The organism is Prolixibacter sp. SD074, from assembly GCF_009617895.1.
Classification (GTDB): Bacteria; Bacteroidota; Bacteroidia; order Bacteroidales; family Prolixibacteraceae; genus Prolixibacter.
Genome location: NZ_BLAW01000001.1, coordinates 2,958,349 through 2,983,356 on the forward strand (window position 1 = coordinate 2,958,349; position 25,008 = coordinate 2,983,356).

General features: G+C 46.0%; 23 protein-coding genes and 1 tRNA gene. 6 read left to right on the forward strand and 18 right to left on the reverse strand.

What is annotated here, in order from left to right; translation table 11 throughout:
- Nucleotides 1-9: 9 nt before the first annotated feature.
- Entirely contained in the window at nucleotides 10-879 is an 870-nt protein-coding gene (locus GJU82_RS12705; RefSeq protein WP_194831050.1) for a M23 family metallopeptidase, read from the reverse strand.
- 197 nt (nucleotides 880-1,076) lie between these two features.
- Between GJU82_RS12705 and GJU82_RS12710 the strand changes: the two genes are divergently transcribed.
- Nucleotides 1,077-1,149, forward strand: a tRNA-Met gene (locus GJU82_RS12710).
- Nucleotides 1,150-1,445: 296 nt separating this feature from the next.
- Here GJU82_RS12710 and GJU82_RS12715 read toward each other — a convergent pair.
- A complete protein-coding gene (locus tag GJU82_RS12715) occupies nucleotides 1,446-1,835 on the reverse strand; it encodes a hypothetical protein (RefSeq protein WP_153632482.1) in 390 nt (129 codons plus the stop codon).
- Nucleotides 1,836-2,212: 377 nt separating this feature from the next.
- Between GJU82_RS12715 and GJU82_RS12720 the strand changes: the two genes are divergently transcribed.
- Nucleotides 2,213-4,006: a bifunctional UDP-sugar hydrolase/5'-nucleotidase gene (locus tag GJU82_RS12720; protein WP_153632483.1), complete on the forward strand. Its 1,794-nt coding sequence runs from the start codon at nucleotides 2,213-2,215 to the stop codon at nucleotides 4,004-4,006.
- A gap of 278 nt (nucleotides 4,007-4,284) precedes the next feature.
- On the opposite strand, the gene tnpA is transcribed toward GJU82_RS12720, so the two are convergent.
- The 6 genes from tnpA to dcd all read right to left on the reverse strand — a co-directional run bounded on the left by tnpA (nucleotide 4,285) and on the right by dcd (nucleotide 8,573).
- Nucleotides 4,285-4,731, reverse strand: coding sequence for an IS200/IS605 family transposase (gene tnpA / locus GJU82_RS12725; RefSeq protein WP_153632484.1), 447 nt, complete (start codon nucleotides 4,729-4,731; stop codon nucleotides 4,285-4,287).
- 295 nt (nucleotides 4,732-5,026) lie between these two features.
- Entirely contained in the window at nucleotides 5,027-5,851 is an 825-nt protein-coding gene (locus tag GJU82_RS12730; RefSeq protein ID WP_228488695.1) for a metal ABC transporter permease, read from the reverse strand.
- On the reverse strand, nucleotides 5,851-6,606 hold the full coding sequence (locus tag GJU82_RS12735) for a metal ABC transporter ATP-binding protein (protein ID WP_153632485.1): 756 nt from the start codon (nucleotides 6,604-6,606) through the stop codon (nucleotides 5,851-5,853). The genes GJU82_RS12730 and GJU82_RS12735 overlap by 1 nt, the downstream gene beginning before the upstream one ends.
- Before the next feature lie 99 nt (nucleotides 6,607-6,705).
- A complete protein-coding gene (locus GJU82_RS12740; protein ID WP_153632486.1) occupies nucleotides 6,706-7,596 on the reverse strand; it encodes a metal ABC transporter solute-binding protein, Zn/Mn family in 891 nt (296 codons plus the stop codon).
- Nucleotides 7,597-7,605: 9 nt separating this feature from the next.
- A complete protein-coding gene (gene yidD / locus GJU82_RS12745; protein ID WP_153632487.1) occupies nucleotides 7,606-7,875 on the reverse strand; it encodes a membrane protein insertion efficiency factor YidD in 270 nt (89 codons plus the stop codon).
- Nucleotides 7,875-8,573 (reverse strand): dCTP deaminase, encoded by a 699-nt coding sequence (dcd, locus tag GJU82_RS12750; protein WP_228488696.1) that lies wholly within the window; start codon nucleotides 8,571-8,573, stop codon nucleotides 7,875-7,877. Before dcd ends, yidD begins: the two co-directional genes overlap by 1 nt.
- An 18-nt stretch (nucleotides 8,574-8,591) precedes the next feature.
- Here dcd and GJU82_RS12755 point away from each other — a divergent pair, with 18 nt between their 5' ends.
- Together GJU82_RS12755 and rlmN are read left to right on the forward strand one after the other, a co-directional pair.
- A complete protein-coding gene (locus tag GJU82_RS12755) occupies nucleotides 8,592-9,272 on the forward strand; it encodes a ferredoxin--NADP reductase (RefSeq protein WP_153632489.1) in 681 nt (226 codons plus the stop codon).
- Between the two features lie 99 nt (nucleotides 9,273-9,371).
- Nucleotides 9,372-10,415 carry a 23S rRNA (adenine(2503)-C(2))-methyltransferase RlmN gene (gene rlmN, locus GJU82_RS12760; RefSeq protein WP_153632490.1) on the forward strand — a complete coding sequence of 348 codons (1,044 nt, stop codon included), beginning with the start codon at nucleotides 9,372-9,374 and terminating at the stop codon, nucleotides 10,413-10,415.
- A gap of 89 nt (nucleotides 10,416-10,504) precedes the next feature.
- Here the strand turns inward: rlmN and GJU82_RS12765 are convergent, their stop codons facing one another.
- The 8 genes from GJU82_RS12765 to GJU82_RS12800 form a co-directional block, all read right to left on the reverse strand.
- Nucleotides 10,505-12,058 carry a PglZ domain-containing protein gene (locus tag GJU82_RS12765; protein WP_153632491.1) on the reverse strand — a complete coding sequence of 518 codons (1,554 nt, stop codon included), beginning with the start codon at nucleotides 12,056-12,058 and terminating at the stop codon, nucleotides 10,505-10,507.
- A 56-nt stretch (nucleotides 12,059-12,114) separates the two neighbouring features.
- Nucleotides 12,115-15,783: a tetratricopeptide repeat protein gene (locus GJU82_RS12770; protein WP_153632492.1), complete on the reverse strand. Its 3,669-nt coding sequence runs from the start codon at nucleotides 15,781-15,783 to the stop codon at nucleotides 12,115-12,117.
- Nucleotides 15,784-15,955: 172 nt separating this feature from the next.
- Entirely contained in the window at nucleotides 15,956-17,047 is a 1,092-nt protein-coding gene (locus GJU82_RS12775; protein WP_153632493.1) for an Mrp/NBP35 family ATP-binding protein, read from the reverse strand.
- A 60-nt stretch (nucleotides 17,048-17,107) separates the two neighbouring features.
- Complete coding sequence (locus GJU82_RS12780) at nucleotides 17,108-17,458, reverse strand: MGMT family protein (RefSeq protein ID WP_153632494.1); 351 nt, start codon at nucleotides 17,456-17,458, stop codon at nucleotides 17,108-17,110.
- 37 nt (nucleotides 17,459-17,495) lie between these two features.
- Nucleotides 17,496-18,227 (reverse strand): tRNA (guanosine(46)-N7)-methyltransferase TrmB, encoded by a 732-nt coding sequence (trmB, locus tag GJU82_RS12785; protein ID WP_153632495.1) that lies wholly within the window; start codon nucleotides 18,225-18,227, stop codon nucleotides 17,496-17,498.
- 65 nt (nucleotides 18,228-18,292) lie between these two features.
- The gene (locus GJU82_RS12790) at nucleotides 18,293-18,796 is read right to left on the reverse strand and encodes a gliding motility lipoprotein GldH (protein ID WP_153632496.1); all 504 of its coding nucleotides are present in this window, start codon (nucleotides 18,794-18,796) and stop codon (nucleotides 18,293-18,295) included.
- Nucleotides 18,765-19,970, reverse strand: coding sequence for a regulatory iron-sulfur-containing complex subunit RicT (locus tag GJU82_RS12795; protein WP_153632497.1), 1,206 nt, complete (start codon nucleotides 19,968-19,970; stop codon nucleotides 18,765-18,767). Before GJU82_RS12795 ends, GJU82_RS12790 begins: the two co-directional genes overlap by 32 nt.
- 130 nt (nucleotides 19,971-20,100) lie before the next feature.
- A complete protein-coding gene (locus tag GJU82_RS12800) occupies nucleotides 20,101-21,228 on the reverse strand; it encodes an ATP-binding protein (RefSeq protein WP_194831051.1) in 1,128 nt (375 codons plus the stop codon).
- 171 nt (nucleotides 21,229-21,399) lie between these two features.
- Between GJU82_RS12800 and pgk the strand changes: the two genes are divergently transcribed.
- The gene (pgk, locus tag GJU82_RS12805; RefSeq protein WP_153632499.1) at nucleotides 21,400-22,593 is read left to right on the forward strand and encodes a phosphoglycerate kinase; all 1,194 of its coding nucleotides are present in this window, start codon (nucleotides 21,400-21,402) and stop codon (nucleotides 22,591-22,593) included.
- Between the two features lie 170 nt (nucleotides 22,594-22,763).
- Nucleotides 22,764-23,312, forward strand: coding sequence for a GNAT family N-acetyltransferase (locus GJU82_RS12810; protein WP_153632500.1), 549 nt, complete (start codon nucleotides 22,764-22,766; stop codon nucleotides 23,310-23,312).
- A 307-nt stretch (nucleotides 23,313-23,619) separates the two neighbouring features.
- Here the strand turns inward: GJU82_RS12810 and GJU82_RS12815 are convergent, their stop codons facing one another.
- Entirely contained in the window at nucleotides 23,620-23,811 is a 192-nt protein-coding gene (locus GJU82_RS12815; RefSeq protein WP_153632501.1) for an RNA-binding S4 domain-containing protein, read from the reverse strand.
- A gap of 1 nt (nucleotide 23,812) precedes the next feature.
- Complete coding sequence (locus tag GJU82_RS12820) at nucleotides 23,813-24,895, reverse strand: C1 family peptidase (RefSeq protein ID WP_153632502.1); 1,083 nt, start codon at nucleotides 24,893-24,895, stop codon at nucleotides 23,813-23,815.
- Nucleotides 24,896-25,008: the final 113 nt, after the last annotated feature.

Consider the following 25,008-nt stretch of genomic DNA (forward strand, 5'->3'; position numbering starts at 1 on the left):
ATGTCTAGCCTAAAAATTGATGTAATCTTCGGGGTTCAAAGGTACACCCGATTGCCACATTTCAAAATGAAGATGAGGCCCGGTTGTTTCCATTCCGGTATTTCCCATAATGGCAATGGCTTCGCCGGCTCTCACCTTATCGCCGGCCTTTTTCAGCAACTCCGAATTGTGCTTGTAGAATGTCACCAGATTATGCTCGTGCTGAACCTCAAGCACATATCCGGTTTGCATGGTCCATCCGGTAAATACCACTGTTCCGTCGAGCACCGATGAAATACGGGTATTCTTTTTCGCCACCACATCGACACCGAAGTGGCCACCGGCCGCATCGAAGTGATTGGTGATAACCCCGTTGTTGACAGGAGGGAAGAACAGTAGCTCCGAAATGCCCCGTGTATGGGCGGGAGCGTTATTATTCAGAGAGAGGTTAAATTGCTCGCGCGACAGTTGTTCCTGGAAGAGGCTGTCGTGGTTGTATTTTTTGAAATGAACCTGGTCGAGCCGGACAATGGTATCGGGCGAAGTGGTTTCATCCGGGGGTGTTTCGCCGGCCAGCAACATGCGGATATCGCGGAAATAGCGATCGCGCACAGCCAGTTCGCTTTCCAGCGAATCAACCATCAGGGCGTTTTCCACAATGGTTTGACGCATTTCGCCGGTAGGATAACCGGGGATGTATTCCCGCAACGGCGTAAAAGCAATAAGTAAAATAACACCCACAATCAGTACAATCACCACCGAGGCAACTAACATAAACAACGACTGAGGTGTAAACCGGAACTGCCCAAGTGTATGCAGGTTCTGGTCGTTAAAGACCACCATCCGCAAGGGATTCTTCATTTTATAGCGAAGGCGCTTCTTCTGGTTTTCCGTAATCATTCGGTCCTGTTTTCTCTGGTTGCCAAAGTTAATAAGAAAAAGGAGAAATTTTTTATTCGCGGTTACCGCTTCATCGTCAATATACAACACCGGGAAGTACGGCAAGCAGCTATGTTTTTTCACAAAATTATTTGGAAGGAGGCAAAAACTCATCTATATTTGCAACCGCGTTTGAGAAACATACTCAACGCCTACATTGCGGGATAGAGCAGTTGGTAGCTCGTCGGGCTCATAACCCGGAGGTCACTGGTTCGAGTCCAGTTCCCGCTACAAAAGAGAAACCCGAAGTCATTGGCTTCGGGTTTTTTGTTAAAAAAATAATCTTAATGGTTTTTGACAAAATCATAAAAATCATTTACATCAACACCAAGAGTGCGTAAATTACTTTTGATTATAAAAGGAGGTATGGGATCAATATGTGTTTGTAAAACAATTGGTCTTGGAAGATTCTTGCGTGACCACACTTCGTGCCCACCTTTGGTTCGAATAACTCTTAGGCCCTTATAAGTTAAATAATCGCGGAATAATCGTAATGGAATATTTCGTATTGATTTAGTCATCAAAAATTATACAGCCATCGGGAGATCTATAATTTCATCAGTTTTAGAGTAGTTATGCTCATTGAATATTCTGTTGAAATTCTCGTTATTCTCCAGCAAATAACTCATAGATGGCGGTATCATTTTCTGGCGCTTGTGTCTAGGGATATACCATCCCATACGCTTTAATTCACTTTCGAATGTCCCCTTATGTAAGGTATAATTAAAAAATTCGGCAAGTGAGACTCTAAACGATGCTTCTGCTTCTTCGTTATTGTTCCCGTATCCATATACTTCTACCGCCGGACAGTAAATTATATTTACGCCATCCTCTTCAAACCGAATCAGCGACAGCTTAATCTTAAGCGTACCATGTTCAGTATTCAATATTCCGGTAAAACCACCATTAGGATTCATAATGTCAATTAATTGTTGTTCTGTAACCTAGTACGACAAACGTACAAAATCAATAACAAATGAAGTGTACAAAATTATTACTTTCTTATGACTAAAGTAGTAATTTTATTTATTTCTCATACCATACACATTTTTCCATGACTAGCTAATAACCATTGAGTTTTCGCATTTGAGTACATAAGTCCAACTATGGTTTTCTACATTATTCATGTTGATCCGTACACTATTTCAAATTTACTTGAGCAGAGAAAACACTTTTACTGAGAATCCCGATCATATAATTTTGTATATTTCATTATCTTATCTCCCTCTCTAAACATTTCCCCTTTTCCAACCCTTTACTATATTTACATTTCAAATTCATCGAAAATTCAGATATGAACTGGAAACATCTTGCGCGCGGAAGGTTTCTGCTGCTCATTCTTTCGCTCACTCTTCTCCTTTCGTCCTGCCAGGAGAAAACCGTTAATCTCGAATTCATCGAAACCAGCGATGTACACGGCTCTCTCTTCCCGTGGAATTTCCTCACCGATACGACAGCCAATCATTCCCTGGCATCGGTTTATTCCTACGTGAAAGCCGAACGGGCGAAACCCGATCAGGACGTGGTGTTGCTCGATAACGGTGACATTCTGCAGGGAGATCCCGACGTTTACTTCTCGAATTTCCTGCAGCCCGACAGCACGAACATCGTGGCACGGGTCTACAATTTTATGAAGTACGACGCGGCCACCCCGGGCAACCACGACATCGAAGCCGGACATGCCGTGTACGACAAGGTGCACAGCGAAATGCACATGCCATGGCTGGCGGCTAACGCCGTCTGCACCGACAACGGGAAACCGTATTTCCAACCTTATACCATCATAGAGAAAGAGGGCGTGAAGATTGCCGTACTGGGAATGATTACGCCGCACATTCCGTACTGGCTTCCGGAGAAAATCTGGAAAGGGATGGAGTTCCACGACATAATTGAAACCGCCCGCAAATGGGTGAAGATTATACAGGAAAAAGAGCATCCCGACGTAATGATAGGCCTGTTCCATTCGGGCGTCGATTATACCTATGGCGGCACCACCGCAAAGACGTACAAAAACGAAAATGCATCAGCACTGGTGGCAGAACAGGTTCCCGGTTTCGACATCGTGTTTGCCGGTCACGATCACCGCGAATGGAATAAATGGGTCACCAATACCGACGGCAAGAAAGTACTCATCATGGGGCCTCAGGCTCATGCACGGGAGTTTCCGGTCGCCAAAATGAAGCTGATCTACGACCGCTCCAGTAAATCATGGAAGAAGGAAATCACTTCGGAAGTGAAGCACTCCAAAAACTACCAGCCCGATCCGGAATACATGGCGCACTTTAAGCCGTTTGTAAACGAGGTAAAAAAGTGGGTGAACCAGCCGGTAGCCAAACTCACCGCCGGCATCGATACCCGCGATGCCTTCTTCGGCAGCTCCAGTTTTATGGGACTCATTCACCACGTGCAACTGGTACAAAGCGGCGCTGACATTTCCCTTTCGGCACCTACCATTTACAACACGCAGTTGAAAAAAGGCGAGCTGTACGTCCGCGACATGTTCCGGCTATACAAATACGAGAACCTCCTCTACACGATGAAACTTTCCGGAAAGGAAATCAAAGGATTTCTCGAATATTCGTATGCCGGCTGGTTCAATACAATAAAAAGTCCGGATGACCACCTCATCAAATTCCGCAAGGATAAAGATGGAAATTTGATGGAGAACAGAGGAAACAACACGTATTCGCTGGCCAGGCCGTATTTCAATTTCGATTCGGCAGGCGGCATCAGGTACACCGTCGACGTGCGCAAACCTGCAGGTCACCGCGTGCACATCATCTCCATGTCGGATGGAACGCCCTTCCGGAAAAACCAAGTTTATAAAGTGGCCGTGAATTCCTACCGGGGAAACGGCGGCGGCGGCCACCTCGAAGAAGGCGCCGGCATTCTGCATAACGAGCTGAATGCGCGGCGCATCAGCACCACCGAAAAGGACTTGCGCTTTTACATGATGAAATGGCTGGAGAAACAGGGGACCTACACGCCCAAGAATCCGAACAACTGGAAAGTGATTCCGCAAGCATGGGAGAAAAAAGCCCGCGCCACCGATGAACCGATGATGTTTGGCAAGGGTAATGACGAGTAATTGGTACCCTACCGGGAAAATATAATCGAAGAGGCTGTCTTTTTAAAGGCAGCCTTTTTTGTAATTTAATTCAGCCTATAGGGGTTGGGGGAAAATTGCAGTACGCCAACCCCCAAATTAATTGGGGGAGAGGAATATTCATCCGGCCTTCGCCGGAAGGTTACACTCAGCATCTAGTACGTTGGTTTCCCGTTAGGGTAAAATCATTCTTCACCTCCGGTGGAACCGGAGGAGCAGCGACCTTTACTAAAAAGCAACTCCAAAGGAGTTGAATATTCTTAAAATAGATACTTCTCGTCGAACGTAACCCCGTTCTCATTCAAAAGCTTGACGTATTCCTCCCGAAAATCCGTTTTTTTATGATGCTCTTGTTGATTCATCACATATTTTATGGTGGCGTCCTTTTCCCTCAAGGATATGGTAAAGGCTCCGTATCCCTCAGCCCAGCCCTTAAATTGAGGATAGAGTTTCTCTCTTTTTATCCAAAGCGAAGTAGAAACCTTTATTTCCCGGACTAAGTCGGCCAATGCTACTGATGGATGAAGATAACAGACCAGATGTACATGATCCGAAACCGCATTAATTCGATAAAGTTTGCATTTCTTGTTCTTCAAAATACCCCATATGTACCGTAATAACTTATCGTTTCCGGAGTAATGAAGCACTTTCTGGTTATTCTTGGTCCGGAATGTAACATGATAGAGGATTTGGTGGTAACTGGCCATTTGGTAAAGTTTTAAAGTTAGTGAGAGTAAAAAATTCTTTGGGTAAATAAGTTACGAAGATTTTCAGTAAATTATTCAACCCGCTGCGGGGTTGGGGGAAATTGTGGTACGCCAACCCCCAAATTAATTGGGGGAGAGGAATATTCATCCGGCCTTCGCCGGAAGGTTACACTGATTTGGGATTTAGCCATGATGCACCCTTATCCCGGTCTCCAGGGCATGAAAAAAACGCGGACGGATTTTGTTCCCCGGGGGGTCAGTGATAGAAATACGTGTGTATTTTTGACAAAAACGTCTATTCACGAACCCGCTTCAGGCCCACCGAGATGAGTTTCAGGATACCAAACAGGATGACCAGCGCAAAGATGATGGCTGCACCGGAAGGGATATTGAAGGAATAGGAAAAAAGTAGTCCGCCCATGGAGCCGATAAAGGCAAATATCACCGACAGAATCATCATGGTACCGAAGTCCCGGGTGAAGATATTGGAAATGGCCTGTGGAATGGTCAGTAGCGACATCACCAGGATGATTCCCACTACGCGAATATTCATCACGATAGTTAGCGCCACCAAACTAATCAGCACCAGGTTGAACAACCGCACCGGCGCATTATTGGTCAGGGCAAACTCTTCGTCGAACGATACAAACAAAATCATCCGGAAGAAGGTGATGAAAAAGCCAATTACGACCAGCGCTATGAGTCCCATAAAAAGAAGGTTGGCGTGCGAAACCGTCAGGATATTCCCGAAAAGGTAACTCATCAGGTTGGGTGCGTAACCCGGCGTGAGGTACACGAAAATAATTCCGATGGCCATCCCGAACGCCCATAACATGGCAATGGCCGAATCTTCGCGCACATCTGCTTTGCGGGTAAAGAACTCGATGCCCAGCGCCGAAAGCACGCCAAACACCAGCGCGCCCAGAATTGGGTTGATGCCCAGGAAATACCCCAGCCCAATGCCGCCAAATGAGGCATGTGTAATACCGCCACTAATGAAAACAATGCGTCGCGAAACAATATAAGTTCCCACCAGGCCACAGGTAATGCTTGCCAGGAGCGCCGCCCAAAAGGCATTCTGGAAAAATCCAAAGTGAAAAATTGAGATCAGGTTTTCCATTAGTGATCGTGTTGCATGAGAACGGTGTGCGGTATTGGTCCGTGCGAGATAATCTGAATCGGACATTCGTATGCCGCCAGTTGTTCGGTTGATATTTTATTCGATGGGTGATAATGCAGCGTACGGTTCACACAGGCTATGGTTTTTACGTACTGAGTAATCGTGCCCACATCGTGCGAGACCAGCAAAATGGCCATATCCTTATTCAGGATACGCAACCGTTCGTACAGTTCGCGCTCAAACTGGTTATCCACGTACGTATTGGGTTCGTCGAGAATCAGCAACCGGGGCCGGTTCACCAGCGCACGACACAACAACACCCGCTGCAATTGTCCGCCCGACAATTCGCCCACTGCTTTTTTTCGCAAAGCAAAAATCCCCATCTCTTCCAGCAAATATGTCGCCTGTTCGTTTTCCTCGCGGGAATAACGTCCTGTTAACCGCTTGCGCGACATCAGCCCGCTCCGAACTACATCAAATACGGTGATGGGGAATTTCTTATCGATCCGGTTCACCTGTGGCAGGTAACCAATCTGATGATGGTCGCCCTCCCGCATCGACTCGTTAAAAACGATTTCGCCCTTGATGGGTGGCAACAACCCCAGCAATGTTTTCAGCAGGGTAGTTTTTCCGCCACCATTGGGTCCAATCACCCCGATAAAATCTTCGGGATAAACAGTCAGGTTCACATCGCTAAGCACGATTTGCTTGTCGTAACCTGCCGACATATTGCGTATTTCGAAGAGACTTTCCATGTATATTTGTTTCCGTTTCAACCGCTGAGGAATTGTTCCGTCAGTAAGAAATGAAATTAGCAATTAAACAGTGAAGTAACAACCCTGCCCAGGAGTGGTTCACCAAAGACTGTCGAACAATTTGGCCGCGATAGAGAGTGTTTCTTTCGGCCAGTCTTCATCCAGCGGGTCGATTTGCACCACATCGGCGTGAATTTCCTTTGCAATCGTTTCGGCATCCGCTTTATCAAACTGTTTCTGAATCAGGATTAGCTTGATGTGTTGTTTGCGCGCCTGTTCCACAATTTCCTCCATGTGCTTTGGCGACGGCGACTTCCCTTCGAATTCGATGGATTCCTGAATCAGTCCGTAATCGCGCGCCAAATAGCCCAGCGAGGGGTGGAAAATCAGGAACCGCTTTCCTTTGAGGAGATTCAGTTTCAAACTCACCTCGCGATCGACACGCGCAATTTCGTCAAATAGTTTCTGCAAATTTTGGTAGTAATACTCCTGGTTACCCGGATCGATGGCCACCATTCCTTCAAAAATGTTGATGGCAATTTGTTTGGCCTGCTTTGGCGAAGTCCAGATATGGGGATCGACTCCTTCGTGATGGGCGTGATCTCCATGCTGCAGCGTATCGCCTTTAATCAGGTCAATACCGGTATCGGTGAAAAACACTTCCATGTTGGGATTCGATTCGCGAATACGCTTTAACCACGCATTTTCAAACCCAAGATGACCAACAGCAAAGTAAGCCGCCGCATTTGATAATTTCTGCATTTGCCGGGGATTGGGCGCATAGGTAGCCGGACTGGCGCCCGGTGGTACCATTACCTCAACGGGAAACCGGTCGCCGATAATTTTTTTGGCAAAATACTTTATTGGCAGGATGCTAACAAAAACAGCGGAAGAATCCGACTGAGCATCCGCAGATGATTTGTGTGAACGGTTGGAACAGGAACCGAATAAGAGTGACACAATGGTCAGTAAAATCAAAATTTTCTTCATGCAGAAATGCTACTTCAGTTTAAGGGGTTTCACTTTAATTTTTTTTGGCGGGACCGGGTCGAAACCATGTGTCCCCCAGGGATGGCAATGCAGAATGCGGCGGGATCCCAAATATAAACCTTTAATAGGCCCGTGAATTTCCAGCGCCTTTATCGCATACTCCGAACACGTTGGAATATGGCGGCAGGAAGCCGGCGTCATTGGCGAAATGAAATACCGGTAGAAATACACCGGAATTTTCAAAATCCAGATGAAAATTTTACGAAGCCACTTTCCCATCACTCAAAATCCCTGTACAGTAAACTTGGTTGTATCCCCTGATTCAATTGATATTTTCCACGTTGGTAGCGTTCGAATTCCCCGTCGATGGTGTGGTAATAAATCTGGCAGATTTCCACCCCTGCGTAAATACGAACCGGCTGGACACAAAATATTTCCAATGTCCAGTAACCACTAAATCCCACATCGCCGAAGCCGGCCGTTACATGAATAAACAATCCCAGTCGTCCGACTGATGAACGTCCTTCCAGCATCGGGACATAGTCCTCGGTGCGGGTATATTCCAGGGTACGCCCCAGATAAAGTTTATCCGGTCCCAGGGTCAGGCCTTCCGGTGGAATTTCCATCTCGCTCACCTTGTTCGGGCTCTTCATGTCGAGCACATCCTCATCGTACACCAGCAGTTGGTTATGCAAACGAAGATTGTAACTATTCGGATTTAACTGCCCGGGCCGGAAAGGATCGATAAAGATCTTCCGGTTCAGCTGCTTTTCAATTTCCTTTCCCGACAGGATCATCGTGCGATGGTTATTTCCATGAGATTCAAGTTGTAAAATTACTTTTTTTAGTACGACTGCCGAAATTTTTACAGGGAAATTCGGAGAACCATATCCAAAATATAGTGCATCAGGCCATTTTCGGGAAGCTGATGATTTTTCTGATGGCTGAACCAACCGGATAAAAAGATGTTTATTCAACCAAACGTAATATGCCTTATGGGAAAATCAACTGATTACATAAAATACGACGACGAGCTATTCCAGGTAGCCCTTCTGAAAAATGACGAAATTGCACCGGGTGTTTATGTCCTCTCATTGCCCCGACTGCATGATTTCAAAGCGGGACAAGTAGTGAAAATCGGTCTGCCGGAAGGCGAGCCGCCCCGCATGTACAGCATTTGTAGTGGCGAAAAAGAAGACGAACTGAAAATCCTGTTCAACGTAAAAGGCGGAGGCTGGCTCACGCCACGCCTGGCCAAGTTACAACCGGGCGATCCCATGCTCATTTCGGAACCAATGGGCGAATTCACCGGCGATGATGAACCCGCCTGGTGGATAGCATCCGGAACCGGAATTGCTCCATTCTACAGCATGTTCAAATCGGGCTTAGGCAAAAACAAAACGGTTGTCCATGGCAGTCGCTACCTGCAGAATTTCTATTTCGAAAATGAATTTCTGCCCGAGCTGAAGGACCAGTACATTCGTTGCTGTTCGCAGGAAAAAGGAGGTGATGTGTACCACGGTCGGCTCACGCATTTTCTGGAAGGCAGGGATAATTTACCAAAAGACGAGAAATTCTACCTCTGCGGAAGCCCGGAAATGGTAGTTGAAACCCGTGATTTACTCATCCGGAAAGGCATTCCTTACGGGAATATTGTGGCCGAAATCTATCTTTAATGAGCAATTTACCAGCATCGTTCGCGAAGCGATTCACAATGACTATCTTTGCAGCAGCTAACGGAGAAACAGAAACGTTGGGCTAAACAGAGGAGCAGCATGGAGAAGGAAAGATTATTCGGGAAAACCCTGGACGAACTGAAAACAGTAGCAGCACAGGTTGGCTTGCCCAAATTCGCGGCAAAGCAGATGGCCGATTGGCTGTACAAGAAAGAGATTCGTTCCATCGACCAGATGACCAACCTGTCGGCGAAGGGAAGGGAAGCGCTGAAAGAATACTACGAATTTGGGCTGACCGGACCGACCAAAGTACAGGCCAGCATCGACGGGACGAAAAAATATCTTTTCCCTACCGATCATGCAAAATTCATCGAAACGGCGATGATTCCCGATGATGACCGCAAAACCGTGTGTGTATCATCGCAGGTAGGTTGTAAAATGGGCTGTCTCTTCTGCATGACCGGAAAGCAAGGCTTCCAGGAACACCTGACAGCCGGTGAAATTGTCAATCAGATTCGCAGCATCGAGGAAGCCGGCGAGGTGACCAATATTGTGTACATGGGCATGGGCGAACCCTTCGACAACCTCGACAATGTGCTCAAAAGTATCGAAATCCTCACAGCCGACTGGGGTTATGCGATAAGTCCCAAGCGGATCACCGTTTCGACCATCGGTATTATTCCGGGGATGAAAAAATTCCTCGAAACCAGCAATGCCCATTTAGCGGTTAGTCTGCATTCTCCTTTTGATGAAGAGCGTAAACAGTTGATGCCGGTTCAAACCACTTACCCGGTTAAAAAAGTATTGGACGAAATTAAGAACTGGGAATTTGGCCGCCAACGTCGCGTATCGTTTGAGTATATCATGTTTGGCGGACTGAATGATACACCGGCACACGCCAAAGAGCTGGCCCGCCTCCTGAACGGTATCAAATGCCGCATCAACCTCATCCGGTTTCACCCGATTCCGGATACACCATTAAAAAGCAGCAACGAGAAGACATTGCAGTCATTCAAGGATTTGCTCAACAGCAAAGGTATTCTGACGACTATTCGTGCTTCGCGCGGACAGGATATTTACGCTGCCTGCGGATTGTTGTCGACCAAAGCGCTGGTAAAAAAAGAAGAAGGGCCGGATTATTAAACTCATCGCAAAAGCGGAACAATCTCAAGTGGAATTTCAGGAAATCCACTTTACCTTGAACCAAAACAACTAATCTTTCGGACCTTTGCCTATTTTGGCGAAAGAGTTATAAAAGGCACCAGCATTTCCTCGAGCGAAATTCCGCCGTGCTGGAAAGTATCCTTAAAATAGTTGACGTAATAGTTGTAGTTGTTCGGATAGGCAAAGAAATCCGTTACGCTGGCGAAAATAAAGGTTGAACTCACATGGGAAGCCGGTAAAAATCCCGCTGCCGGATTCGTCATTTCGAACACCTCTTTGCGGTTGTATTTCAGGTTGCGCCCCTGCTTGTAACGAAGGTTCGTGTTCGTCGAACGCTCACCTATCACCTTCAGCGGATTGTGTACCCGAATGGTACCGTGGTCAGTTGTAATGACCAGTTTGATATCTTTCGAAGACAGCTCTTTCAGCAGCTCGAGCAACGGCGAATGGCGGAACCACGATTCGGTAAGTGATCGGTAGGCCGCCTCATCGTTAGCCAGTTCGCGAATCATATCCATTTCGGTCCGCGCATGTGACATGATATCCACAAAGTTAATGACCATCACCGAAAGGGGATTTTCGATGATGTTGCTGAGGTTTTCGAGTACACGCCGTCCGGATTTCAGGTTGGTCATTTTCTCGAAACTGAATTTCTCAGTCCGCCCGAAACGTGCCATCTGACGTGTGAAAAGTTCCTCTTCGTGTTGGTTTTTGATCCCTTCCTCCTCTTCATTCAACCACAATTCCGGATACGTCTTAGCAATTTCCGACGGCATTAATCCTGAAAAGATCGCATTTCGCGCATACATCGTCGCGGTAGGCAAAATGCTGAAGTACAACTCCTCTTCATCAGTGGTGTAATACTCGCGGACAATCTGCTGCAGAATACGCCACTGGTCGTATCGAAGATTGTCGATCAGCAACACAAAAACTCTCTCACCCTGATCGAGTAACGGGAAAACACGATGACGGAAAAGGTCGGGAGATATTAACGGACGCTCGCCGGCTGGCTGTGTAAGCCAGTCCATATAGTTCTTTTTCACAAAACGGGAAAAAGCATTGTTGGCTTCACTCTTCTGCATCAGCAGCACTTCGTCCATGGTGTGATCGTCCGACTGTTCCAGCTCCAGCTCCCAAAAAACCAGCTTCCGGTACACTTCCATCCAGTCTTCGTGGGTCAGCGAATCGTTAATCTGCATACCCAGCCTGGCAAACTCGCTCTGGTAAGCCGAGGTTGTTTTCCGGGTCACCAGTTCGGTTTTATCGATATTCTTCTTAATGGAAAGTAAAATCTGATTGGGATTGACAGGCTTGATGAGGTAATCGGCAATTTTGGCACCAATGGCCTCCTCCATGATGTCTTCTTCCTCGCTTTTCGTGATCATTACCACAGGAATGCCCGGGGCAGTATTTTTAATAGAAGCCAGCGTTTCCAAACCACTGAGGCCGGGCATATTCTCGTCAAGAAAAATGATATCAAAGTTCATTCGGTTGACCTGTTCGATGGCATCATCGCCGTTGGCAACAGCGGTTACGCTGTAACCTTTGCCTTCCAGGAACAAGAGGTGAGGCTTAAGCAAATCAATTTCATCGTCGGCCCAGAGAATTCGGATCGTCTTCATATTTTCATCCAGGATTAAGTCTTTGTCTTACCGCAGCAGCAATTTAAAAAAACTATCTAGTTCTTCAGGTAGAACTGACCAAAGAACTCAAGATAAGGAGTGAGATTTTTCTTTTCCTTCAGAATTTCCTCATTAGCAGCGCTAATCACAAAGTTCCGGTACTGCTTATTATCCAAGGGAGTAAATAATGGGCGGCTGGCAATCACCTTCCGGAAATAAACCATCGCGCTTTCCTTTCCTCCCAGGCCACTCACAACAAGCATCATGCGATTGCTGTCAAGCGGTTCGGTCTGTACTTTTATATTATCCGAACCAAAGTTGTTGTGGTTAAATTTCTCAAAACCAGATTGCATTGCAGCCAAATCAACACCTTCTGACGGGAAAACCAGCACAAAACGGTGATCGGTCCCCAACTGAGTATTGTAAGCGCCGTTATACAAAGGCGCTGGTTTTGCTACCGGAGTGGTGGTTTCCGTTGGCGTTATGGGCTTAGTTTCCGGCCCTTTCGGGTGTGGTATTTTTCCTAAGTAAGCCCTCGAGAAGAAATTCATGTAACCATCAATATCTTTTTTCTTTTCCAGCAACGCCAAATTCGTATCCGAAATGTAGAAGTTACGGTAATCACCTCCATCCAACGGAGCAAACAAACCGCGGGTTTTCACTACGGCGCCGAAATAATCACGGGCAACAGCTTCACCCGTCAGTCCGGTGACCTCCAATGCCGGTTTCCCGGAAACGGTTCCTTTTACGACCGTCGGATTTAAATCGGCATAGTTGGTCGAATCAAATGCTGCAAACAATTTCTGTAAAGGCTTCAAATTCTGCTGTGCATTTTCGGGAATCAATACAAACCGGTGCGCTTCATCAGCCGAGCGGTGGTAACTATTCGGATCGACCGTTGGTTTCACCATTACGAACTGGCCTTTTTCTTCCGGCTCTTCCTGTTTGCGGGCTTTTGCCAGCAGCTCTTCGGGGTTGGCCAATTCATCCTGCGGGAAGTCGGAGCTGATGTACCGGCTGTAATTCTTCATGAAGAACTTCAGGTATTCATGGTAATCATGGTCAGCCAGCAACGTCCGGTAGTTAGGCGACGAAGCAATAAAGTTGACATACTCAACCTCCCTGAGCGTTTCAAATATTTTTCGTTTCCTGATGATCGAACGGAAATAGATAAGCCCTTGTTCCTTATCGGGAAGACTGCGCACCACAACCATCTCCGAACGCGCATTAAGGTTCACCTTCTCAATATCGAAATCCTGCTGCGTATAATAGTCAATATCGTAGTTGGCAATATCGAAAATCAAGCGGTTTACATCCACTTTCGCCTGTCGCGGGAAGACAATGACGAAATAATGGAACACATCTTCTTTGTACGAGAATTTACCACCGAACTCATCGTTCTTTTGGTTCTCCTCGTCCATTACTTCGGGATTTTGAATATTCTGATGAACGTATCCTTCCGCCAGCATTTTTTGGTAATCGGCGAGCGTGCTGTCCTGAAGAAGTCCGTAAATTTTGTTGGCAAGTGGCAACGTCCCGGCATGTGGATTAGCAGCAATATAAGCCTTCAGGCTATCGGCAAATAATTTGCGGGCCTGTTGGGTCCCTTCCGAAACAATTTCCAAAAAGCGGGTTTTTGCCACCAAATTCGTATCGGGATGCATGTTCAGTAACTGCCGCGCCTTTTGTGTTGCTCCTTTGAAATCCCGCTCCTGGTACAAATTGAATGCCTTGCTGTACATCCGGTTCATGCTGTCGCGTTGCGCCTCCAGAGTGACAAAATAGTTTGGGTCTTTCAGGAATCTCGCATATTTCGAGTTAGGATATTTTGCAACGATAAGTTGCTCATATTTGGCAGCATCTGCCGTTTGCTCCTGCGTTTTATAAATCTGGTATAAATCAAACCACGACATGAGTTCCAGACTTCCTCCCGGAAATTTCCGCTCCAATTGTTCCAGCAGCTCAGCCGAACGCTGATAGTCGTTGAATTCCGAACGATAAATGCGTGCTGCATTGTAGTATGCCAGCATCAAGCGGCCGTTGGAAGCCGCCATCAACGAATCGGTCAACGGAACATCCTGCAGGTAATAATCCCGCTGCCGCGGATCGGATATCCGCTTTACAGTAACCTGTGTCGAATCGCTTTGCGTTTCTTCGGCTAATTGATCCGTTTCACTTACCGAAAGCTGGGCTTTGTTCAGTCTCCGCCAGTTGTCTTCCAGTTTCCGTTTTCCCCAAATACGGCGGAATTCTGCTTTCCCGATGCCTACTGTAGTTGGATTATAAAAATACCACGAGCCGTCATTGCTGCCCTGAATGGTATTCCTCCTTTGATTATACCGGTAATAATTTTGTGTCAGCTGCTGGTTTCTGGCTTCCTCCTGTTTGCGAGATTCCTCTTCGTTAATTTTTGAAACCCAGCTATCAATCAATGCATTTCGGTCGGATGTCGTCATTTGAGCGAGCCGTTGCAAACTATCTTCGCGGGTAATGGTATTCAGGTTCGTTACCAACCGGCCCAAACTGGCTGCCCGCGATGAAATCTCGTCGTATCCGGGATAAGTATTGTCAATCACGACCAATGCACTGTCGTAATAACTTTGCGACGACACATAGTTTTCATCTTCGAAATAAATACGTGCCAAGGCCAGGCATGTTTCTGCCCGCTGATCATTATTTTCTTTGCTGTATACCGCCGATGTCCGGTAGTCATCGATTGCTTCTGCCTTCATGCCTTCCTTCATCGCCACTTTTCCCATGGCGTAATATATACGGTCGCGAAACTCTTCATTCTTTTCGTCGCGGAGCATCCGGCGCAATTGCTTCTTCAAATCGGCAGCGCTTCCGGCACCGGTATATTCTTCGGCCCGGTTAATACGCGCGTTAAACGCCATCTCGTAAGGCGGATGCATTTTAATTACTTTCCGGTAGTACGCCACGGCATTGGCCTGCTGATCGGTCTCGGCATACAACTGAGCAAGAATATAATTATAGCGTAGTTTCTTCTTCCGGGGAAACCGGTTGTTCAATGCCGGTTCCAGATGCGGGACAGCCTGTTTGTATTCGGCCTGCTTCATGAAATAATCAGTCTGCACCAGCTCAAAATCCTTCAACAGCTTTTTCGGAAAGTTAGGATCGCCTTGCAGCAAGTCAAAAATATCACGGGCATTGCTAAACTGTCCGTTTTCATTATAAGCCCGGGCTAACCAAAGGTAAGCTTCGTACCGGGTAGGTTCTTTACTGAAATTACGGATGACATAAGAGAAATTCTCGATGGCCCGATAGAAGTCGTGTTTATAAAAATACGCCCGTCCCATCAACAGGTAAGTATCATCGACCCATTTATTGAATTCCTTCTTAGAAGCAAATTCCTTGTATCGTTCGGAACGGTTACTTCTTCGGCGGGGTTTCTTTGTGATGGAGTGCTGTGTAATCAACTTCGAGCACTTCATAATGGCTACGTCCATCGTCGAACGGGCAGCACCGACTGCATCCTTCTCACTGGTTTTATACAACGGAAGGATGTGTGTATATTCATTCTGTACTGCCTGGTCTACCTGGTCCAATCCCGATTTCACGCTCTCTTTCGCGTTGAAATAGATATTGTAGTGCGAGGTTAGGTTATTGTATGCTCTTGACACAACCGTATTCTTACTAGTCGAACATCCCGGAGTGAATCCACTAACAGCAAACAGAATAAAGATATATCGGATATTCAGCTTCAATAATTTTTCCTTTAGCAATGGAAAACCAAGTTTTGAAACAAGTGATAAAGTAACGAAAAGACGTCACCCTGCCACAAAGATATAAAGATAATTAAGCCAGCCATCTGCGTAACCAGGAACAAAAAAAGAGGGCAACGAATTTTCGTCCCCTCCTGGCTGACTGATGTTGCAGTTATTTTCTTTCGGTTTTCACCTTCCGTGAAGGTTTGAAGAACTTGTTCCGAAGCTCCAACCGGTGAATCACCTGATTCGCTACGTCGAGGAAAGCCTGGCCGGTTACCGAATTTTCCTTCGAGGCAGCCGGAACACCATTGTCACCGCCTTCGCGAATGCTCATTACCAACGGAATTTGTCCCAGCAAAGGAAGCTCCAACTGCTCTGCCAACTCTTTACCGCCATCTTTTCCGAAGATGTAATATTTATTATCGGGAAGTTCAGCCGGTGTAAACCACGACATGTTTTCGACAATTCCCAAAACCGGCACATCTATCGACTTGCTCTTGAACATCGCCACACCTTTCACCACATCTGCCAAAGCCACCTCCTGCGGAGTGGTGACAATTAACGACGCCGTTACCGGAATTGTTTGTACCAATGTCAGGTGAATATCACTCGTGCCCGGAGGCAAGTCGATGAGCAGATAATCCAGTTCTCCCCAATCAGCTTCAATCAACAGCTGCTTCAACGCGTTGGAAGCCATCGGACCGCGCCATACGAGCGCATCTTCCATATTCACGAAGAACCCGATGGAAAGTATTTTCACACCGTACTTTTCTACCGGGACAATCAAATCACGCCCATCCACTTTTGTCATCGTCGGACGGGCATTCTCCTCATCGAACATTTTAGGTATCGAGGGGCCAAAAATATCGGCGTCAATTAATCCTACTTTCGCTCCTTTTTTCGCCAGTGCTACCGCCAGGTTAACCGCCACGGTTGATTTTCCAACACCTCCTTTACCCGAGGCAATGGCAATGGTATTCTTTACTCCCGGAAGAACCGGCGCCTGCATCCGGTGGATGGCCTTGGGCGTAATGCTGATTTCCACTTCCATGCCCAACTCATCTTCAATTGCTTTGGCGCAAGCCTGTGCCACGGTTTGAATATCGGGATCGTTGTCGCGTTGAAAAACAAGGGTAAAACTAATTCGGGTACCGGCAATACGGATCTCCTGAACCATATCCAGCTCCACCACATTCTCTTCCGAACCCGGGAACTTTACTGACCGGAGAATATCGGTAATCTGCTTGGGAACAATAGCCATATCGTAAGTATTTTCTTAAAATTGAAAAACAAAGTTATAAATAAGGAGAACATCGTCCGTTTAAGGCGTGGGAAAAGTTTCGTCAAACGGAAGTTCTTTCATGGGGTCCCAGAAGTGCTTCTTAAAATCGATAATCTGGTCGTCAACCACTTTGATTCCTTCGCTTTCCAGCAATTCCTGCATCACATCCGGTCCACCGAAATGCACTTTACCGGTTAACAATCCCTGACGGTTCACCACCCGGTGCGCCGGAACATACGGCAGCTGATTGTGCGCATTATTCATCGCCCAACCAACCATGCGTGACGATTGCGGAGAACCCAGGAACCGGGCAATGGCGCCATAACTGGTTACCCTTCCTACCGGAATTTGGCGGACCACATCGTATACATTTTCATTAAAGTGGGACATGATGACAGACGTTGTTCGATTAATCGTCGGCCTGACGTCATTTGTTTCTTCCAAAGCTGCGGTAATCGTCTGGCTCCGGTTCCACATCAGGTTCTTTCAGTTCTCCCTCTTTCAGGTGAAAACGAAGGTATTTGATGGTTTTCCCGCGGTCGAGCCACTGCTGTTCGTAGAACGTTCTGATCTCCAAAATTTCGTTCCCCAGACCGGACTGATACAAATCGTCGGTATCCACGTCCACCGGAAGGTGGTTCTCTTCAATCATCGACCGGGTGTACTGGTACATAAAATTGCTGTCCGTTTTCAGGTGAACAATGCCGCCGGGTTTCAGGAAGCTTCGGTACGATTGCATAAAACGCGTTGATGTTAACCGCTTCCGCACTTTTTTCATCTGCGGATCGGGGAAAGTAATCCAGATTTCCGCAATCTCTTCCGGAGCAAAAAAAGCGTTCAGCAATTCGATATTGGTTCGTAAAAAGCCCACATTTTTCATTTGGCCTTCCCACGATTCTTTCGCGCCTTTCCACATCCGTGAGCCTTTAATATCGATCCCGATGAAGTTGAATTGGGGAAACCGGCGGGCCAAACCGACGGTATATTCGCCTTTTCCACATCCCAGCTCCAAAACGATAGGATTTTCATTCTTAAAGAAACGCTCATTCCACTGGCCTTTCATATCGAAACCTTCTTCATTCAGTACCCTGAAAGGAACCTGCACCACGTGTCCGAAAGTTTCCATCTCGGCAAACTTCGACAACTTATTTTTCCCCACGATTACGTTGTTTAAATATTATTCACAGGAAAGGGCCTGTTCAGCCCCTTCTCTGTTTTGTATGGTCAATTCACTTGTTCTACGCGAAAACCGAAGTCGTGTATGCCTTTCAATATCCCATTTTTACTTCTCATTCCCTGCCGCACCGAGAAAGTATAATCGCCCGGGTTTGGGAAATAAACCTGGTGTTTGTACGGATATTTTTTATCATACAAATCTCCGATTCCCGAACCATACCATTTTCCGGCTTTGTTTGCCAGCATCAGTTCCACGGTATCCTGCATCAGTTTACCACCTTCTGGCGGGGTAACTTTGATAAACAGCCACAGGTTCTGATACGGATAGGAACCTTCGTTCCGAACATTAAAATAGATATCGTACAACGTGGTGGAGTCAGGAATATTGACCGTAAAATTCAATACCGAATCCTTATTCCATTTCGAACCTTTCAGTTGGTGATATTCATCGTATACAGCACCACCGCCGCACGAATAAAGGATACCGGACCAAACCAGAAGCATCAGTCCGGCGCCCCATTTAACGTTTCCTCGGTTTTCCCGGTTTCCCATAATTTTGTTGACTATTGCCGGAAGGTTTCTGATTAGTTGATGATGGATTATTGCTTCGGGGTGACGGCTTCCTTCTCTTCTTTTTCCGGCGATTTCGTGAAGAAGATGAAGGGGTATCGAACCTGTCAAGGCTATCCTGACCAACGACCTTATGATAATCGAGTACTTCATTTTTATCAACGGCTACCGGTTCCGCCATCAGTTGCGGAACTTTTTCCCCCGCTTTATTCAGCCGGATAATCTCCTTCACTTTGTCCACCGAAACGGCAACCTGTCCACCCGGTTGATTATCAGCTGGTGCATACCAATACATCCTTTTGAAGATATCAGCTTTCAGGAAATTGTAAATTCCTTTTTCTGTTTCCAACGGAATATTATTCGGCGGAAAATCTTTTTGTGCATCGATATAGCAATCGAGCTCATAGTTCAGGCAGCATTTCAATTTACCGCACTGTCCTGCCAGCTTTTGCGGATTTAGCGAGATTTCCTGATAGCGGGCAGCGTTAGTGGTCACCGAAACGAAGTTCGTAATCCACGAGCTGCAGCAAAGTTCGCGTCCGCATGAACCTATTCCGCCAATCCTTCCGGCTTCCTGCCGTGCTCCAATCTGGCGCATTTCAATCCGGGTACGGAACGTTTCGGCATACACTTTAATTAACTGTCGGAAATCCACACGCTCGTCGGCGATGTAATAGAAAATCGCTTTGGTCTTATCGCCCTGATATTCCACGTCTCCAATCTTCATGTCAAGACGGAGATCTTCGGCAATTTTACGGGCTTTCAGCATCGTGTCATGCTCCAGCGCCATTGCCTCTTCCCATTTCTGGATATCCACCGGTTTGGCTTTTCGGTAGACTTTGCGCAGTTCGCCATCAACATAAGTAACTTTGTGACGGTTCATCTGCTTCAAAACTAAATCCCCCACCAGTGAGACCACTCCGACATCATGTCCCGGACTAGCCTCAACAGCAACTACTTCGCCCTCTTTCAACTTCAGGCCATTCACATTTCGGTAGTAATCTTTTCGGGTATTTTTAAACCGGACTTCAACGATATCATCCGGGTTGAGAATATTGGGAACGTCTTTTAACCAATTATAAACATCCAGCTTTGCGCTCGAACCGCCAACACCGGAAGAAGGGCACCCTCGTGCCAGTTTTTCCTGATAATTCATACGGGTATATATATTTAGTAGCCCTCAACCTTTTCGGGAAGGCTTGATTGTACTAATTTCTACAAAAATAATGATTTACACGAAACCGCGATCGGCTTCCGCCAAAGCCGGATTTTGGGTGTTCACGCTTTCACGAACGCAGGAAGATAGCAACCTGCAGGGCCAAATCCAAAAAAATGATGCGTGCATTACCGTTCATACTGATATCCCGGTAGGCCTTTTCAAACTCCTGAAATAACGGAATCACGTTCCGTTCGTTAATAAACGGAGCAAAACGGGCCGAAAACTCCGATTCCTTATCATCCATGTAAACCAACTCAGGCTCCTTTAAATTGAGTACAAAATTTTCACGGAGGTATTCACTACAGTAGTGCAAAAAGCTTTTCTGTTTTACCCGGCCAATCCTCGCAATCTCATCGGTCCATTTTAACAATTCTGAATTTCCCTTCCGGGAATAGGCCAGGCGCATGAGCCGCATAAAATTTTCGTGATTGAATGCTCGCAGTTCATCGTTTTCCAGTAACTCTAATGCATAAATGAAGTTGCCCCTCGCCAAACGGGCAACGGTAGCCGGATTCTGTGCTCCAATAGAAGGATGAGTTGCCAACCCGGCTTCCAAATCACGATCGCCAATACGCGGAATACGAATCACCTGGCAACGCGAACGAATGGTACTGATGATTTGTTCTTCATCTTCGGCCGCCAGGAGGAAAACCGTGCGGTCCGGTGGTTCCTCTATCATTTTCAGCAGCTTATTGGCACACTCGGCATTCATCTGTTCGGGCAACCAAATAATGGCCACTTTATAACCGCTCTCAAACGCTTTCTGATTCAATTTCCTGATAATTTCCCGGGCTTCGTACACATAAATGGAGCCCTGCTTATTTTCATCAGCAATCAGGTTCATCCACTTATCAATTGCCGGGTAGGTATTTCCCATGAAAAACGGACGCCACTTATCGATATAATCCGTACTGGTTGGCTCCTTGAATTTTTCGCTTTTCACCACCGGGTAAATCATATGCAAATCGGGGTGAATTAGTTTCGAGGACTTTCGGCACGAACTGCACTCTCCACATGAATCGCCATCCTTCCGGTTGGTACAGTTCAAATATTGCCCAAAGGCATAAGCCAACGCCAGTTTTCCGTTCCCGCCCGGTCCGGTTAACAATTGTGCATGCGGAATCCGATCTTCAGCAACTTCTTGTATCAGTTGCTTCTTCACCTCTTTCTGTCCGATAATATCTTTAAACTGCATGCAATTTTCAGTTAAATGGTCCCTTCCAATTTCCCTCAAAGGTAGAAAAAACTGTGCAACCCTTCTAACGCAGAAAGAGGGAAATAGCTCCGGCAAAAAACGGGATTTAGGTATGTTATATAGCATGATTTTCCTATCTTTGAGACAGCTAAATTTTTAACACAGCGAAACATGCAGACAATAGAGACTTACGATTTTTCCGGCAAAAAGGCGTTGATTCGCGTCGACTTCAATGTGCCGTTGAACGAAAAGTTCGAAATTACTGATGATACAAGGATGCGCGCCGCGTTACCTACCATTAAAAAAGTGATTGAAAAAGGCGGTTCACCGGTAATTATGTCCCACCTCGGCCGCCCGAAAAACGGGCCGGAAGACAAATTCTCCCTCAAGCATCTTGTACCTCACCTTTCCGAGTTGTTAGGCGGACGTACCGTAAAAATTGCTCCCGATTGCATTGGCGGGGAAACCAAAAAGATAGCTGACTCACTTCAGCCAGGCGAAGTACTCATTTTGGAAAATCTCCGTTTCCACGGTGAAGAAACCAAAGGTGATGCTGAATTTGCCCGTAAGCTCGCTGAAATGGGCGACTGCTGGGTGAATGACGCTTTTGGTACTGCCCACCGTGCACACGCCTCAACCGCTGTGATTGCCCAGTATTTCCCGAATGACAAAATGTTCGGATTCCTGGTTGACAGCGAAGTTGCCAGCCTTGAAAAAGTGATGAAAGAACCGCAACGTCCTTTCACCGCTATTATGGGAGGTTCCAAAGTTTCATCCAAAATTACCATCATCGAGAACTTGCTCGGGCGTGTCGATCACCTCATCATCGGCGGCGGTATGACTTACACTTTCCTGAAATCGCAGGGTGGTAAAATCGGTAGTTCCATTTGCGAGGACGAATACCTCGATTTGGCAAAAGATTTGATAAAAAAAGCAGAAGCCAAAGGCGTTCAACTACACTTCGCCGTTGATGTACTGGAAGCTGACGCTTTCGCCGAAACGGCCAACACCAGGGTGGTCCCGGCCGACAATATTGAAGATGGATGGCAGGGACTGGATATCGGTCCTAAAACCATTGAAAAATTCAACAAAGTCATACGCGATTCAAAAACCATTCTTTGGAACGGTCCTGTTGGTGTATTCGAAATGGACAAATTCGCCAAAGGTACCAAAGCAATTGGAGCTGCGATTGTTGAAGCGACCCAAAAAGGAGCCTTCTCACTCGTCGGTGGTGGTGATTCGGTAGCAGCTGTTAATAAATTCGGCATTGCCGATGGCGTTTCTTACATTTCAACTGCAGGAGGTGCGCTTCTCGAATACCTCGAAGGAAAAGACCTTCCGGGAATTGCAGCCGTACGTCAATAAATTAATTGCATAATATTATGCTTCAAACCCGGGCAGTTTTGTCCGGGTTTTTTAATTTGCATGAGACGAGCATGGCAATTGGAGCAACAAACGATGATGCCGATGAATGCAAGTTCCATATGATACGATTAGAAAAGCAACAATTTTAATCATGTGAAAACCAGAATCCTATGAGCCGAATCAATATCCGTCCGGGATTTTACCTCGAAAGTCTGGGAATAGAGCATGCCGACATTGTTTTTGAGGCTATTGATAATAATCGGGAACACCTGAGTAAATGGCTCCCATTCGTCAGTTTTACCAAAAGCCCGGACGATACAGAGGAGTTCATCTTGTCGATTGTCGATAAAAAACCAAATGAAAAAGAGGAAGTCTTTACCATCTGGTATGATGAAGAATTCGCCGGTTTGATTGGTTACATGAATACCGACCGAGTGAACAGGAAAACAGAGATCGGCTATTGGCTGCTGAAAAGTAAAGAAGGGAAAGGTATTATCACCCAATCAACTACACAATTAATCAAACTAGCATTCAAACGACTGCAAATGAACCGCATCACCATTCGATGTGCTGTGGGAAATAACCGAAGCAGCGCCGTACCCAAACGGCTCCGCTTTACATTCGAAGGCATCGAAAGACAAGGTGAGAAACACGATGAGTTGTATTTCGACCTGGAAGTTTTCAGTTTATTAAAAAGTGAATGGAAAAAGCAAGCCTGATAACTTGGTAAGCTAAGAAAAATATTTATTTATTGATAAATAGAAGCTCTTTTTATTTAAAATTTTCCATTCACATACCAGATCGATACATTCATCAAAAAAAAACGACCGTTCGTCAAAAAATTTTTTTTTATCGAGCCCCACCTTTTACCTTAGTTCCAGCTTTCAGAAATGAGAATCAACAATTTTTTTTAATGTTTTCTCTTTTCCCACCCAAAGCACATATATTGTTGACAGGCCGGTTCCCCTGCCGGCCTCCCCAAAAAGGGATGCTCCCGCATCCCTTTTTTTATTGTGTAATTTTAATCTACTCTCCAAAAATCTCAATCACCTCACCGGCCCTGATTTTAGCCCGTTTGCGATGTTCGACTTCCCCATTTCGTTTCACTTCTCCGTCGTCGACCATTCGTTTTGCCTGACCTCCCGATTCGGCAATCCGAAGAATCTTGAGCAGTTTAATCAGCTCAATGAATTCTGTCCCTTTCAGAGCATATTCCATTTTATTTGTTTTTAAAGATTTTCGCACTGACCTCCTGCGGAATACTATTCCGGTTCACCGTAATGGCAATGGTATTCAACCGCACATAGCGCTCCGACATATAAAGCAAACCACCATACGTATTGCTTTTGGCCGACCACGAGTTTTTGGTAATGTAATATTTGTTACCATCGGCATCTTTTGCGATGCCAACAATGTGCATCAAATGATCGTCGGTGGTTTTCCAGGTAAGGAAAGCTTTCTGACGAGCTTCCTGGTTCACAGAAACACTGTCGGGCAATGCAGCAAGACCTTTCCGGTGCGAGAAGCCTTTATCGCTTACATCACCATCCCAAATAACCGTGTAACCTTGCATAATGGCGTGATCGATCGTCTTGATAATATAGTCTTCGGGCACATTGTAGTACAAATCGTGCGACCAGTTATCAGGTACTTCGAGACTGAACTGCGTATAAAACGGATGATGCATATAGGAAGTAATCTCAACATACTGGTTCGGGTCCAATCCAAGCGATTGCATAAATGATCCCGGTGTAAATGTTTTTCCATTATACTGGAAACTTTTCGGGTCTTTTCCCATATATGCATCCAACACACCATTCAAAGCATTCAGCCAAACCATCGAAACAGAATTCATTTTATCGGAAACCAGACCTTCCAACATTCCCTTCATCATCGCCTTTAGTTCGGTATGGTTGGCATGACCGGGATGATAAAGATTTCCGGGATATACACTTTGCGGCACGACTCCGTCTTTTTCCATCACATCCAACACGTCATGCGCCTGTCCACCTTCATCGAAATTGGCATTCCCGTGTAATTCGACAAAATATTTTGCCTTTGCAGGATACGCGTTCCGCACAAAATACATTTCAGCCAAATCATATTCTCCTTTACCCATCCGGAGCAATTCCGATTCCAGAAACGAAGTGGTCGCATAACTCCAGCAAGTTCCCGTGCGTTGCTGATTTTTAACCGGGCTATACGCGTTTTCTTTAACGACTTTAAACGAATCGACATCCTGGGCAACTATATGGCCCGCATAAAAAAGTCCTGCCAACAGGACAAAGAATAATTTCTTCATATAAAAGAATCTAAAAGAGTAATATAATAACAAGTTGTTAAAAATACCTTTTTAATGAAGAGTCACAGTTTTTGTTCCTCATATAATTTTATATTTTAGCTACTTCATCTGGA